The sequence below is a fragment of the Leptospira barantonii genome, from assembly GCF_002811925.1.
GTDB classification, from domain to species: Bacteria; Spirochaetota; Leptospiria; order Leptospirales; family Leptospiraceae; genus Leptospira; species Leptospira barantonii.
In genome coordinates this window covers 1-13,136 of sequence record NZ_NPDS01000010.1, presented here as the reverse complement: position 1 = coordinate 13,136, position 13,136 = coordinate 1, and the positions used below count along the sequence as shown (strand labels likewise).

Annotated in this window: 15 protein-coding genes; 8 read left to right on the top strand and 7 right to left on the bottom strand. The window is 44.6% G+C overall.

Features of this window, described 5'->3' with window-relative positions; translation table 11 throughout:
* Nucleotides 1–88: 88 nt before the first annotated feature.
* Nucleotides 89–1,456, bottom strand: a complete 1,368-nt coding sequence (locus tag CH367_RS18895) for a flavin-containing monooxygenase (protein WP_100764064.1) — start codon at nucleotides 1,454–1,456, stop codon at nucleotides 89–91.
* A gap of 124 nt (nucleotides 1,457–1,580) precedes the next feature.
* Between CH367_RS18895 and CH367_RS18890 the strand changes: the two genes are divergently transcribed.
* Together CH367_RS18890 and CH367_RS18885 are read left to right on the top strand one after the other, a co-directional pair.
* Complete coding sequence (locus CH367_RS18890) at nucleotides 1,581–2,231, top strand: TetR/AcrR family transcriptional regulator (protein WP_100764063.1); 651 nt, start codon at nucleotides 1,581–1,583, stop codon at nucleotides 2,229–2,231.
* 65 nt (nucleotides 2,232–2,296) lie between these two features.
* The gene (locus CH367_RS18885) at nucleotides 2,297–2,734 is read left to right on the top strand and encodes a carboxymuconolactone decarboxylase family protein (protein WP_100764062.1); all 438 of its coding nucleotides are present in this window, start codon (nucleotides 2,297–2,299) and stop codon (nucleotides 2,732–2,734) included.
* 110 nt (nucleotides 2,735–2,844) lie between these two features.
* Here the strand turns inward: CH367_RS18885 and CH367_RS18880 are convergent, their stop codons facing one another.
* From CH367_RS18880 to CH367_RS18870, 3 genes are read right to left on the bottom strand one after another with little or no spacing between them, the layout of a single operon-like run.
* The gene (locus CH367_RS18880; protein ID WP_100764222.1) at nucleotides 2,845–4,341 is read right to left on the bottom strand and encodes an ABC-F family ATP-binding cassette domain-containing protein; all 1,497 of its coding nucleotides are present in this window, start codon (nucleotides 4,339–4,341) and stop codon (nucleotides 2,845–2,847) included.
* A gap of 56 nt (nucleotides 4,342–4,397) precedes the next feature.
* Nucleotides 4,398–4,724: a hypothetical protein gene (locus CH367_RS18875; RefSeq protein WP_100764061.1), complete on the bottom strand. Its 327-nt coding sequence runs from the start codon at nucleotides 4,722–4,724 to the stop codon at nucleotides 4,398–4,400.
* Nucleotides 4,711–5,775: a serine hydrolase domain-containing protein gene (locus CH367_RS18870; RefSeq protein ID WP_165783340.1), complete on the bottom strand. Its 1,065-nt coding sequence runs from the start codon at nucleotides 5,773–5,775 to the stop codon at nucleotides 4,711–4,713. The genes CH367_RS18875 and CH367_RS18870 overlap by 14 nt, the downstream gene beginning before the upstream one ends.
* A 238-nt stretch (nucleotides 5,776–6,013) precedes the next feature.
* On the opposite strand from CH367_RS18870, the gene CH367_RS18865 reads away from it, so the two are divergent.
* From CH367_RS18865 to CH367_RS18850, 4 genes are read left to right on the top strand one after another with little or no spacing between them, the layout of a single operon-like run.
* Complete coding sequence (locus CH367_RS18865; protein ID WP_100764059.1) at nucleotides 6,014–6,385, top strand: ArsR/SmtB family transcription factor; 372 nt, start codon at nucleotides 6,014–6,016, stop codon at nucleotides 6,383–6,385.
* 9 nt (nucleotides 6,386–6,394) lie between these two features.
* The gene (locus tag CH367_RS18860) at nucleotides 6,395–6,883 is read left to right on the top strand and encodes an SRPBCC family protein (RefSeq protein ID WP_100764058.1); all 489 of its coding nucleotides are present in this window, start codon (nucleotides 6,395–6,397) and stop codon (nucleotides 6,881–6,883) included.
* Nucleotides 6,884–6,894: 11 nt separating this feature from the next.
* The gene (locus tag CH367_RS18855; protein ID WP_100764057.1) at nucleotides 6,895–7,281 is read left to right on the top strand and encodes a hypothetical protein; all 387 of its coding nucleotides are present in this window, start codon (nucleotides 6,895–6,897) and stop codon (nucleotides 7,279–7,281) included.
* A gap of 57 nt (nucleotides 7,282–7,338) precedes the next feature.
* Nucleotides 7,339–8,199 (top strand): VOC family protein, encoded by an 861-nt coding sequence (locus CH367_RS18850; protein WP_100764056.1) that lies wholly within the window; start codon nucleotides 7,339–7,341, stop codon nucleotides 8,197–8,199.
* 158 nt (nucleotides 8,200–8,357) lie between these two features.
* On the opposite strand, the gene CH367_RS18845 is transcribed toward CH367_RS18850, so the two are convergent.
* Entirely contained in the window at nucleotides 8,358–9,296 is a 939-nt protein-coding gene (locus CH367_RS18845; protein ID WP_100764055.1) for a hypothetical protein, read from the bottom strand.
* 280 nt (nucleotides 9,297–9,576) lie between these two features.
* Here CH367_RS18845 and CH367_RS18840 point away from each other — a divergent pair, with 280 nt between their 5' ends.
* Nucleotides 9,577–10,692, top strand: coding sequence for a hypothetical protein (locus CH367_RS18840; RefSeq protein WP_125226147.1), 1,116 nt, complete (start codon nucleotides 9,577–9,579; stop codon nucleotides 10,690–10,692).
* 75 nt (nucleotides 10,693–10,767) lie between these two features.
* Complete coding sequence (locus tag CH367_RS18835) at nucleotides 10,768–11,643, top strand: PcfJ domain-containing protein (RefSeq protein WP_100764053.1); 876 nt, start codon at nucleotides 10,768–10,770, stop codon at nucleotides 11,641–11,643.
* 9 nt (nucleotides 11,644–11,652) lie between these two features.
* On the opposite strand, the gene CH367_RS18830 is transcribed toward CH367_RS18835, so the two are convergent.
* A complete protein-coding gene (locus CH367_RS18830; RefSeq protein ID WP_100764052.1) occupies nucleotides 11,653–12,018 on the bottom strand; it encodes a DoxX family protein in 366 nt (121 codons plus the stop codon).
* 87 nt (nucleotides 12,019–12,105) lie between these two features.
* Complete coding sequence (locus tag CH367_RS18825) at nucleotides 12,106–12,924, bottom strand: SDR family oxidoreductase (protein ID WP_100764221.1); 819 nt, start codon at nucleotides 12,922–12,924, stop codon at nucleotides 12,106–12,108.
* Between the last annotated feature and the right edge of the window lie 212 nt (nucleotides 12,925–13,136).

Genomic DNA, 13,136 nt, shown 5'->3' with positions numbered 1-13,136 from the left:
GAATAACGTTCTCCTTTATTCGAATCCAAAAAGTTACTTAAGTCGGCCGATGTTTTTGCGGACATAGGCCGACTCTTTTTTGTATGTTTTAACTCGCGACTTTCGCGAAATTCTTATACAACTTCTTATTGCCGCCGGGTGGTTTGCCTATGTCGACTCCCGCTTTCAGAAGTTCCAATCTAAGCTCCTTACGGAAAGCGTGATAATCCACTTCCACTGCGTGTCTTTGACCTCCACCGAACGTGAAATGTGGATGTGCGATTTCGTATTCGATTGCGGCTTTTAGATCCTTAGGTCGTTTGTATTTTCCTAAAATCTCGAGGCACGCAAGTTTAGCTTGGTAATCCGCCATAGGCCAGATACAACCCACGGGTTGAAACAAACCTATGAAATAAAGATTCTGATAATCGTTGTGTATCATCTTGCGGAAAAGAGGAATTTTTTCCACGTGTTGAAAATCGATAAGCGACTTATCAAAGAACGGAAACGTAGTCCAAAAACCGGTACAAGCGCAGATTATATCGAACTTCTCCCTTGTGCCGTCGACGAACTCGACTTCTTTGCCGTGCAGTTTTTTAATCGCAGGACGAGGTTTGATTCTTCCGTGACGGATAAAATCGAGAAGATCCGAATTCAAAGTCGGGTGATGGCTCAAAGCCAATGTCGTATTAACGGGAAGACCGTAATTTTTATAAGAACCTTGTAATACGTGAAGCATCTTAGTCAACGTGTATTGTTTGATGATGGACGGTATCCATCCCGGAGTTCTCGCCGCAAACACATCGGAAGGCATACCGAAAAGGAACTTCGGAAAAAACCACTGAGGACTTCTCATAGACAACTTTACGCTATTTGCAACCCTTGCGGATTCAACTGCTACGTCGCAAGCGGAGTTCCCTCCTCCGATCACAAGAACGTCCTTGCCTTTCCACTCGTTCGTAACTCCTTTGAAGTCGTGCGAATGTAAGAACTTGCCCGTAAATTTTCCTTCGTATTCCGGATACTTAGGATCCCAGTGATGACCGTTCGCAACCATAAGAACGTCGAATACTTCGACCTTCTTCTTTTTGGAAGCGTCTAGATATTCCACCTTCCAATCTCCGTCTTCCATTCTCGAGATTTTTTGAATCGTATGATTGAAACGGATTTTTTTATACACACCGAAATGTTTCGAGTAAGATTCGAAGTAAGCCTGAAGTTGTTTATGATTTGGATACTCGGGATAATCGTCCGGCATCGGAAAGTCCTCGTACTCGGACCAAGCCTTGGAACTGATGATATGCGTGTTTTCATAGACGCTCGAATGGCCCGTTTTAGCGTTGAAGACCCAGTTCCCTCCGACCTTATCGTTCTTTTCAAAAACGACCACGTTCAAACCGTACTCGACACAATTCTTAGCCGCCGCGATCCCGCTCGGCCCGGCGCCGACCACGCAAACTTTAACGTTCGATTTCATCCGATTCTCCTTACCGTTAAAAGAACATTCGTTGACGAAAATAAAAATCCAACAAATGTTATATTTTCGAAAGACCTTACTTAAGTCGGATTTGAGTGCAAGGAATTTTTAGATCGGGGAAGAATTGAATTTAAAATCTAAACTAAAAACCGCATCGAACGGTTCCTCGATCGTCCGATCCAAACCCCCTTTGCAGGAACGTTCCCAAGCGAGAGTCGCCCTTGTTTTGGAAACCGCGGAAAGAATGCTCGCAAAACTCGGACCCGAAGAAACCTCGATTCCTGAAATCGCCAAAAAATCGGGAGTTCCGCGCGCTAGTATCTATCAATTTTTTCCGGATAAGTATTCGTTGTTCACACATCTCGCGGAAAAACATTTGGCGAAGGTGGGAGAAATTCTCGGGACAAAAGGTTCCAAGGATATGAAACTTTCCTGGCAGAAACTGGTACGGATTCTCGTAAACGCCGCTTCGGATTATTACGATTCCACGCCGGTGGCCAGCATACTCGTGTTAGGCGGTCCGTTCAGTCGAAACGCATATCTCGCGCAGGAGATTACGATCGATCATATCGGGGCCGGAGTTCGCATCCAACTCGCCAATCTGGACAAACCCTTTTTTCTTCCGAAAAAACCGGACGTCGCCACCCTCGGCGTTGAAATCGCGTTCGCTTGTATGAAACGGGGTTATTATCTGGAGAATCGGATCTCAAAGATGATGCGCGATCAAGCGACGGATGCGGTCATCGCATACTTTTCTTCTTGGGAATCTTCCTAAAAATTTTTCCTTTCTCCGTCACAAAACGTTACACGACCCGTCTTCCTTTGTAGATAGGAGAAAACATGGAAACAAGATTGAATTACGCGACCGTATATCCCGAGTCGTTGCAGGCGATGCTGAAAATGGAAGATTTCGCAAAACAAGGCGGGCTCGATCCGATTCTTTACGAACTCGTCAAGATCCGCGCTTCGCAACTGAACGGATGCGCGTACTGTATCAATATGCACACGAAGGATTTGAGAACGATGGGCGAAGAGGAAAAAAGAATCTATCTTCTCGACGCTTGGAAGGAAGCTCAGTTCTACACGGATAAGGAAAAAGCGGCGCTGGAACTGACCGAAGTTGTTACGAAAATTTCGGAGAAAGGAGTTCCCGACGAAACTTACGAAAGAGTCAGAAAACACTTCAACGAAAAGGAATTCGTCGCTCTGATCGTATTGATCAACACGATCAACTCGTGGAATCGAATTGCGATCTCCACAAGAATGACCGCCAAGTAAAATCGGAAACGAAACGCGCTCCGAAAACCGTTCTCACCAAAGAATCCGGTCCGGAGCGCAATCGATTACAAATTCAAAATACAGAATATTCAAAAAGAAGAATCCTTTCCTTATATATCCTCGTCCGACCAACCCACATCGCTCAAAAAGTCGTCGTATGTACCGTCAAAGATACGAATCGTATCGTTGTCGAATACGATCAACTTGGTTGCAACCGCGCGCAAATGAAGTTCGTCGTGGGTAACCATCACGATCGAACCGTCGAATCCGTCGATCGCCTCGATCAAAGAATCGCAGGATTGCATATCCAAGTGGTTCGTAGGTTCGTCGAGATAGAGAAGATTACAAGGAGTCACGAGAATTTTTCCGAGCAACACGCGGCTTTTTTCCCCTCCGGAAAGAACCTTGATCTTTTTAAGAGCTTGATCCTCTGAAAACATCAGACCGCCCGCGATCGTTCTCGCGTGCCACTCGGTGCAGGATTTATCCGAAATCATGATTTCTTCCACCACGGTCGCACTTTCGTTTAGATTGAGTTTGTTCGTTTGACCGAAGTAACCTTCTTTTAACACGGGATGTTTTTTAACCACACCGCTCGAAGGTTCGAGTTCGCCCGCGAGAATTTTCAAAAGAGTGGACTTACCCTTACCGTTTTTACCGATGATGCAGATTCTTTCCCGATTGCCTATGCTGATCGAAAAATCTTCGATCAGATACGGAGCCTTACCATCGTAAGAGAACGAAATATTCTCCGCGGAAAGCATTTGACTCGCCGCAAAGGGAGCGCTGTTAAAATACAATTCCAAGTCTTCGATTTTTTCGAGAGCTTTCATCTCTCCTTGTTTTTCCAATTTCTTGACTCGAGATTGAGCGCGGCTTGCAAAACTCGCCTTCGCTTTAAATTTTGCGATGAAGATCTCTTCCTGTTTTCTTTTTTTGGCCTCGTTCAAACGGGTCTTCTCATAGATTTCTTCGGATTGATTGATCTGATTGTAAAGTTTATCCGTGTCGCCTTGAACCTTGATCGCCTTGGTACGATGGATCGCAATCGTATGAGTGACAACCGCGTCCATAAAACCTCTATCATGAGTTACTAATATGATTTCGCCTTCCCATTCGCGTAAGAATTCTTCGAGCCAACGGATCGTTACGATATCGAGATAGTTGTTCGGTTCGTCGAGCATCAGCATATCCGGAGCGGATACGAGTAACTTCGCCAGATTCATCCGAATCTGATAACCGCCCGAGAACTCGTTCGGATTTCTCTCCATGTCCGCTTCGGAAAATCCCAAGCCGGAAAGAATTTTCTCAACCTGCCAGGTTTCGTATTCCTCGCCTTCGGGAAGACCGAGCGCGCATTCTTCCAAAACCGTAGGTTTCGTAAAATGAAGATGTTGTTGAAGGTGACCGATCTTATAACCTTTCGGAACCGAAATCAGACCGGAATCCGCTTCCACGTTCCCGAGAATCATTTGAAAGAGTGTGGACTTGCCGTGACCGTTGCGGCCGACGAGACCGACCTTTTCTCCGCGATTGATGCTCAAACTTAAATCGTCGAAAAGAACCTTGGTTGTGTATGCCTTATTCAGGCCGGATATTTTAATCATGAAAGATACGCTCTGAGTTACTAAAACCAGATTTTTTAAAAAGCCTAATTTTGCATTTAAAAATTGAGACGACAACCTTTCGAACCTTGAAAGATCGCCTTACTTTCGAAATCGGAAAAGAAAGAATGAAATTCGATGCGAAGAGAATCCTCGGTCCGATCCCAAACATCGGGCGCAAAAAATTGACGAACGTAGTCTTTGCAATAGTCTTCGGGAGCTCTGACCACAAAAAGACAGGAACATCCTTCCTTAGAAGCGAATGTGGCGTAAATTCTTCCCAAGGAATCCGGAATCATACGCAGAAAAAAGACGGAACCGTAAATCGTAAAACCGAGGACGACAACGATCAGGAAAGAATATAATAATTTTCTAAAATGTTTCATCGTTTTTTTGATCGCCTCTCGATTCCAAAAGCGGAAGTAAACGTTCCAAAAACTCGCGGATCGGAAATCTTCCCAAACGATCGTTACCAAAACGGACGACCACAAGATCCTTTCGAGGATCCACGATGAGATATTGTCCCCAATGACCCGAAGCAAAAAAGGAATCGGAGGAAAGCCCCTGAAAAAGAATTTCGGAATCGCTTCCCTTCGTATGATTCAAATACACGTGTCCGCCCATGGAGGGAAATGGAAGCCAGGATAAATACCAAGGAAGTGGTTTTTCAACATCGTGTTTTTTGAATGTAGTTGCGATCCAATCTTTCGGAAGTGTTCGGGAGGAATGCTTCCAACCTTCTTGAATGTAAAATTCTCCCACTTTTGCTAGATCGCGCGCGGATAAATATACATAAGAAGAAGCGATCGGAACTCCTTGCCCGTCGACTTCCCAGACAAACGATCGAATCCCGATCGAACGAAAGAATTCTTCGGGAAAATTCTTACCCGATCGTTCGGCGATCACCGCGGAAAGTAGATTGGAATCGCCGCTCGAATAAGATACTTTTTCACCCGATGGATGAGAAAATTCTTTTTGGAAAACATATCGCGCGATATCCGAATTTCCATGTCCGTATAATATCTCCAGAACATCGGAACGAAACGGATTCAACTCGTATCCTTCTCTCCAATCGATTCCCGAAACGAAGAATAAAAGATCGCGCACTTTCAATTCTTTCGGGAGAGAATTTCCACTTCGGATTAAATAATCCCTCACCGGATGATCCAAATCAACTTTTCCTTGCGCGACCGCGAGCCCAAGGGCGCTGTTTAATAAGAATTTGCTAATGGACCAAGTCGGCTGAAGAGAATTCTCGTTAAACTCGGACGAATATACTTCGAGGATAATTCTTCCCTTGTATTGGACTAGGATCGTGTTGGTGCGAATCCTACCATTCGAAGTCTGAAAAAGATTCTCGGTAGCCCAACCCGCGAGTTGTTCGAGTTGTTCGAGTCGATCGTTTTCTGCGGAGAGCGTTTTCGTAGAGTATGGCAAATCCATTCTTCCGCAAAAAATTTGCAGAAACATTAAACCGAATACGAACCGTTTGTATACTCGCTTCATTTGAATCGACTTCCGCTTTTAAGAACGATACAATGTCTCACGGTTCCGTTACAAACGAATGTAAAACGGATCTATAAGCCGTAAAAAACCGTTTCTTCCCCGAAAAACGATCCTTTTCTCAAAAAAGACTTGCATATTCTCTTTATATAACCTACTAGTTATATTCAAGATGGGTCAATTACTCAAAGAATCCGATCGTCTCGACGCCACGTTTGCGGCGCTTGCCGACCCTACAAGACGGGCCATTCTCGCTCAATTGGCAAACGGAGAAGCCTCCGTAATGGATTTGGCAAAACCGTTTTCGATGAGCCAACCTGCTATTTCAAAACATCTGAAGGTTTTGGAAAACGCGGGTTTGATTTCTCGCGGAAAGGAAGCTCAAAAAAGACCGAGACAAATCGAAGCAAAACCTTTAGCAGAAGCGTTCGATTGGCTGGAGCAGTATCGTAAGTTATGGGAAGGGCGATTCGAAAAATTGGACGCGCTTCTCGACGAATTACAAACGAAGATCAAAGAAAAAGAAAGCGGAACAAAAAGTTAGGAGTTCATCATGGAAAATACAAAAAATCTGCAAGTAGTCGCACAAGGCGAACGGGAAATTTTAATCACCCGCACATTCAACGCACCTCGTCCCTTGGTTTTCGACGCATTAACAAAACCGGAATTGCTCAAACAATGGTTCGAAGGTCCTCCGGGTTGGACTCTGGTCGTATGCGAGATCGACTTAAAAGTCGGAGGTGCGTATCGTTATGTTTGGCGCAATGAAGGCGGAAGAGATATGGGTATGGGCGGAGTATATAAGGAAATCATAATTCCTGAACGTATGATCGCCACGGAAGTTTTCGACGAATCCTGGTACGCGGGAGAAGCTTTGGATACGACGGTTCTCACCGAAATTAATGCGAAGACTACCTTACTTTCGATCACCGTATTGTATGAATCCAAGGAAGCGAGAGAGGGAGTGATTCTTTCTCCGATGGAGAGCGGACTCACCTACAATTACAATCGACTTGAAGAATTTTTATCCACTCTCGTTTAAAAGGAAAGAATATGAATCGAAAAATTTTCAAAAGTATCGGAGCGGTTCTCGCCGGATTTTTAACGATCGGAATTCTTTCCACAGCCGTGGATATGATTCTTCATCAAACGGGAATTTATCCTCCGTTCGGAGTGATCATGTCCGATCCGCTTTTTGTTTTAGCGACCGGTTATAGAATCGTCTTCGGAATTTTGAGCGGTTATATTACCGCCCGTCTCGCTCCGGATCAACCGATGCAACACGCTTTAGCGCTCGGAGTCGTGGGTGTCATCATCAGCGTGATTGGAGCGGTTGTGATGTGGGAAGCCGGTCCTGCCTGGTATTCCCTCGCGATCATTGCGATCGCGTTGCCTTGCAGTTGGGCTGGAGCCAAAATTTTCGAAAAAGTTCCCGTTTAAAACCGCAACGAGAACAATCGATTTAGAATATTCGAATTTACTAAATAGAGGAATCCCATGCAGAAAATATCCCCCTTTTTAATGTTTAACAACAACCTCGGAGACGCCGCGGAAATATACCCTTTGGCATTCTCCGATTCGAAAGTTTCCGGTTTGAGTAAGGCAGGCAACACGGCGATGTCCGCGACGTTTTCCGTTTTCGGAAAAACGATCTTATCATTCAACGGAGGACCTCACTTTCAATTCACCCCGGCGATTTCATTCTTTGTGGATTGTAAAACGGAAACCGAAGTAGATCAGGCTTGGAAACAACTGAGCGAAGGCGGAAAAATTCTGATGGAACTCGGCCCCTATCCGTTCGGCGAAAAATTCGGATGGGTTCAAGACAAGTGTGGGGTTTCTTGGCAGATTCATCTTTCAAAAGAATCTCATAACGTCAGACCGTTTTTATTGTTCGTCGGAAAACAACACGGAAAGGCGGAGGAAGCGATTCGTTTTTACGCTTCCCAGTTTCCGAACTCAAAGATAGGAAACATAGAACTATATGCGAAAGAGGACGGAGAAACCGAAGGAAACATAAAACGAGTCGATTTCGTATTAGCAGGTCAGGATTTTATGGCCATGGACAGCGGGTTGGCGCATGCGTTTACGTTCAGTGAAGCGTTTTCATTCTTCGTTCAATGCGAGACACAAGCCGAAATAGACGACTATTGGGAAAAACTTTCCAAAGGCGGAGCAAAACAACAGTGCGGTTGGGTGAAGGATCGTTTCGGAGTCAGCTGGCAGATCATTCCGCCGATCTTGGGAGAATATTTGCAGGACAAGGATCGTCAAAAAGCGAATCGGGTTATGGAAGCTATGATGCAAATGAATAAGATCGATATCAAAAAGCTCAAAGAAGCGTACGAAGGAAAATAAGTTTCGTCTTTCCGTATAACATCCGTTTAACGGGCGACCCCTGCGCCAGCGATCGAAGCGACGCCGAAGGCGGTCACGCAGTGACCGAGCGGAGCGAGTCGCGAAAGAGCGCGGTCCTTCCGATGCGAATCGGAAGGAGGCGCCCCGCTTTCATCGTATCAATTTTGTTTTGCTTCTCCGGAATCGGAAGAAAGCATTAAACTTTCTGAATCTACCGCTTCGAATTGATCGCCCGTGATCTTTCCGAGTTTGTGGAGAAGATCGTTGTTCCAATTCTCGTTCGGTTCTCCGGACATAAACCAATCGGATCCGTTGTCCGCGAGAATCATTCCGTATTTTTTCAACGCGCGCAGAATCACCTGATTCTCTTTGCTAAAGCCGTCTATGTTGAAACTCGCCTTCAAACGAAACCGCGCTCCCATCGGAGGAACTTTTTCATCCGTAATCTTAGAAGCAAAATGACGCGCGGGCCAAAAATATTTTTTCTGCGTGCGCTTCGCGGTAAAACGAATCGCGTGATTGATCTCACCCGCCTTCACTTCCTCATAACGAACAAGTCCGGGTAAAATCGGTAAACCCGCCGCGTCCGCGGAAGTCCAACCGTCGGGACGCAACGTATTGGATTTGAGATCGAAGATCGCTCCGGAAACTGCGGTCCATGTGTTTCCTTTTTTACGCGCGTGATATAGTTCATAAAGTTTGCATGTTTTTTCGTCCAAAACGAGAACGTGACGATCTCCGTCGCCTTGTTCCCCGCCTTCGATGGGAGCGTTTGCGGGAATCGGATACGGTCCCGGTTCGCTTTCATCGGCGTATTCGAACGTTATGCGCAACGGCGATCCCGTTTTTAAAGTGAACGGAATTCCGATCGGGCTTCCTTCCCAAAGACCGGAACCGAAGTCCGCTTTCAGTTTCTTTTTGACTCCGATGTTTTGCACATATACGTCGGAAAGAGGATGTACGGGTAATTGATCGATCGGAGTGTTCCAAATATTATTTGCGGGAAACACTTCGCATTTACCGAGAACGGGAGACGCATCCGATCGAAACGATACGAATGAAAGAAGAAGGACCAACGTTAGGATAAACTTGTTCATAAGATTCACGAAGGCAATTCACTTGATTTTATGGACACGGGCAAATCTTTTTTGAAACGATAGTTTAGGATTTTATAATTTGATCGTTTCTTCAAGACCCGTAACTTTGCGTCCAACCTTTCGTTTTATATCTAAACCGGATACGTACACGGAAAGATTTGGAACCGGCACGCTTGAGTTTTTGAATTGACTCCGTTGCAAAAGAAGGTAGAATTCTGGAAATTTTTTGATACTAAGACAAAGACGTAAACCTATGATTATTAAGCGAATTGCCACAATCTTGTTGATCTCCTTTTTTTCCCTTCAATGTTATCTTCATCAAGCGAACGTAAACGGAGACGCGCTTGGAACCCATAGATTCTTTCATAAAAGTAAGAATCCGTTTATAGGTAGCGTTCCCATTCGAATACACTTCGATCCGAACGAAAAGGACACCGCGATTCAAGACTTAAGAAGAAAGGGTCTGAACGTTTCCGTTTCGAACGACGACGTGGAAAGTTATTATTCCACGGAAATTCTTTCGCAGTTCCGCAAAAGCCCATTGTTTATCTTAAATCCGAACGCCGAAATTTTATTAAGAATCAAATCCTCCGTTGAAGACGTAAAACCGCCGGTGTTGTCCATTCTTCCGTTTATCGGAACCGTCGGACTTTTTCCGATGATCGAATCCACGAACGGGCGCGTCGAATTCGAGTTATACGATGAGAAAAAAAATCAAGTCATTCGTACTTACAAATATGCGGTCGATCATAGATCTTTTTTCGGAATCGCTCCCTTATTCTTCGGACCGATTCTTCCCGCATTGACCGATCGATTCGATCATTCGCAAAATAAAAAAACGTTTTCGATTATGAGAGTCGCGTTTCAACAATTCGAAAAGGATTTGAAAAACGATTTGGGTCAGGCCCCGGAACTTACTTCCCGTTTTATTCAAGGAGAACCTCATCATTTTGCTTTTGTTTCGATGGGAAAAACGGGCGATCCCGGTTATGAAATTTTTTCCGAACTTTATACATCGATAGAAAGTATTTTTTTAAGACACGGCTTATCTCTCGTGGAACGCAACCGTTTGAATCCGGTGATCGCGGAGATTCAACTTTCATTGTCCGGTCTGACGGAAAGTTCCAGACTTCAATTGGGAAAATTATTAAACGCGGATCGATTGATTCTCATGGACGATTTTGATTACGTTCAAGGCCCGCAGAGTTCCTCTTCTAAAGACGGTAAGATCGCGTTTTCCTTACGATGTCTCGAAGTTCAAACCGGTCGAATCCTTTGGTCGGAGCGCGTTGAAAAAAGTTTATATTTGAATTGGAAAGAATACGGCAGTTATATGAAAGAGGACTTATTGTCCAAACTCATATCCTCCTTAAGAAATCGGGGAGAATTGTTATAAATCGTTTCATTTTTATAAACGTTACGATAGAAACGTGAATCGGTTGTCTAATATGTAAGGTAGAATACGTAACGTATGATTTTCGCCCTGCAATTCTGTATCGATCATCCGGAATTCTTCCTCGAGTTCGTTCCCGAAAATTTCGAAGAGGTTCGCTTGCGATTTCCTTTTCAAAAAAGAAGGAAGGTCGCGGAGTTTTTCGGCTTTCATCCGGATTCCCTAAAGGCGCTTGATAAGATCAGCCGTTCCGCGATTCACAAAGGTTATCTCAAAACGTTTCAGAGTTTATATTCCGTTCCGGCTTATCGAAAACCGTTCCATCATCTATCGATCATCAACGAATTCCTTTTGGAATTCTTCTTGATCGCCCAAAGGAAAAGCTGGCGAGGCAAATGGGATATTCCCTTCTTAACGGATCTTATGACACGCTTTCATAATTCCGATTTGAAAATCGAAAACTGTGAAGAGATTTTTCAAATCTATTACGAGGTCAAAAAATTCTCCCCTTATTGGAAGGTTCGTTCTTTGGATCATCTGTATCGTCTGGAAAAGGAAATGATTTCCAAACTACAAACCGAGGTTTTTGCGGGACCGGATGAGAATTATCCACTTCCACAGATCGACACGGAAGATTGGCTGGAACCGATCCATTCTCGCAAGGAATTGTTCCTCGAATCGAAAACCCAACACAACTGTATCTTCAGTTACGATGCGGACATCGTCGAAGGAAAATATTATATTTATCGAATATTCTCCCCCGAACGTTGTACCTTATCGTTGTTTCATTTCAACGGAGATTGGTATCTCGACCAAGTTTTTGCGGCCTTCAATAAAAAGGCGAATTCGGAAACGATGAAAAAGATCGAAGCCTGGAGAATTCGAAACGGAATTTTCGTTTTAGGAGACGCGTTTCGTTTGGGGATTCCGCCGGACTGGATCTTTGCGAGATGATCGTTTCAACTATTCAACGTCTTTTACGAACCAAGCCCATGCAATGAAAACGAGCTGAAAGGGCAATCGAACGTATAAACCCCAGATCGGAAAACCGAAATCCTGTCCCGCTAACGCGGCTTGAAGCATCTGTACATTTGCGGGCAACACCGCGATCAACAAAAGAATAATTCCATAACAAGCCCATGTGCGCGTTGGACGAAACCAAAGCCCCAAGGCAAAGAGTATTTCGGCGCCTCCGCTGATCCAATTCAACATCGAATGCGCGGGCAGATAAGGAGGCATCATTCTCAGATAGAAAGCGGGATTTACGAAGTGGTTGATGCCCGCAAAAAGATAAAATACGGACATAGAATAGAGAAGAATTTTTTTCATGAATACTCCGATCACAAGAATCGAAAAGTATTGTATGACCCCGGTTAAAAAGAAAAGATTTTTTTCGCGGTTACGCCCGGAAATAAATTAAATCCGAGAATAGAATCGATTCACCGCGTTCGCAATCGTTCGATCCACGAAGACAGGAGCAAAAAGTTTTATCCAAGGTATGAGCTTGCCGCCGAAGGTCATCACCAGTTCTCTTTTTCTTTTGGAAATCGACTTGGCTATGAGACGGGCGCACTCTTCCGGAGACATGAGTTTTCTTTCCACGGATTCGGAATTCTCCTCTTGCGTTACGTTTCCGTTTGCGTCGAATTTTCTATAGTTCATTTTGGTCGCAATCGGTCCCGGTGAAACGACGAGAACGTCGACTCCAGATCCCATCAATTCGATTCGTAGCGAATCGCTGAAACCTTGAACCGCAAACTTCGATGCGGAATATCCGGTGGATCTCGGGAAACCCGTCTTTCCTTGTAAGGACGATATGTTTACGATCATACCTCGACTTTTCTTCAAGTAAGGTAGGGCGTAATAAGAAGTATGAACCACTCCGAGATAATTTACGTTCATGAGTTTTTGGAATACGGATAAATCCTGCAAAGAATCGAACAAAGCGCTCATGGAAATTCCCGCGCTATTGATGAGAATGTCGATCCTTCCGAACCGCTCCGTAGCGTGTCGCATTAATTTTTTACAATCTTCGGAGGAAGACACGTCCGTTTGAACCGCAAGCGCTTGTGCGCCCATTCGTTCGCACTCCGTCGCTAAATTCTCAAGTGATTCTAGATTGCGAGAAGCGATGACTAAGTTTGCGCCCCGATTCGCATATAGAAGGCACAACTCCCTTCCGATTCCGTCGCTGGCTCCCGTGATGATAATGACCTGATTCGTTTCCGATTTCATGTTACCTCGATTCAAGTTTTGCTTTGAATCGTATCTTACATGTTTGGTCGAAGTTCGTCGACGGGTGTTATAACAGCTTATATGTTTTTGAAGGAGTGTGACTGAAAAGAAGCGAGGGTAGGGAGAAGGTCTCTGGGAAAAGATAGAGTTTTGCGATTCCATTCTTTCCCAAATAAAAAAGGCCAAGATTTGACTCTTGACCTTTCGTTTTG

Excerpts from the sequence above, each read along its gene's own strand:
- CH367_RS18895 (WP_100764064.1), bottom strand. The coding sequence starts at position 1,456 with ATGAAATCGAACGTTAAAGTTTGCGTGGTCGGCGCCGGGCCGAGCGGG.
- CH367_RS18885 (WP_100764062.1), top strand. The coding sequence starts at position 2,297 with ATGGAAACAAGATTGAATTACGCGACCGTATATCCCGAGTCGTTGCAG.
- CH367_RS18880 (WP_100764222.1), bottom strand. The coding sequence starts at position 4,341 with ATGATTAAAATATCCGGCCTGAATAAGGCATACACAACCAAGGTTCTT.
- CH367_RS18875 (WP_100764061.1), bottom strand. The coding sequence starts at position 4,724 with ATGAAACATTTTAGAAAATTATTATATTCTTTCCTGATCGTTGTCGTC.
- CH367_RS18865 (WP_100764059.1), top strand. The coding sequence starts at position 6,014 with ATGGGTCAATTACTCAAAGAATCCGATCGTCTCGACGCCACGTTTGCG.
- CH367_RS18860 (WP_100764058.1), top strand. The coding sequence starts at position 6,395 with ATGGAAAATACAAAAAATCTGCAAGTAGTCGCACAAGGCGAACGGGAA.
- CH367_RS18855 (WP_100764057.1), top strand. The coding sequence starts at position 6,895 with ATGAATCGAAAAATTTTCAAAAGTATCGGAGCGGTTCTCGCCGGATTT.
- CH367_RS18850 (WP_100764056.1), top strand. The coding sequence starts at position 7,339 with ATGCAGAAAATATCCCCCTTTTTAATGTTTAACAACAACCTCGGAGAC.
- CH367_RS18845 (WP_100764055.1), bottom strand. The coding sequence starts at position 9,296 with ATGAACAAGTTTATCCTAACGTTGGTCCTTCTTCTTTCATTCGTATCG.
- CH367_RS18835 (WP_100764053.1), top strand. The coding sequence starts at position 10,768 with ATGATTTTCGCCCTGCAATTCTGTATCGATCATCCGGAATTCTTCCTC.
- CH367_RS18830 (WP_100764052.1), bottom strand. The coding sequence starts at position 12,018 with ATGAAAAAAATTCTTCTCTATTCTATGTCCGTATTTTATCTTTTTGCG.
- CH367_RS18825 (WP_100764221.1), bottom strand. The coding sequence starts at position 12,924 with ATGAAATCGGAAACGAATCAGGTCATTATCATCACGGGAGCCAGCGAC.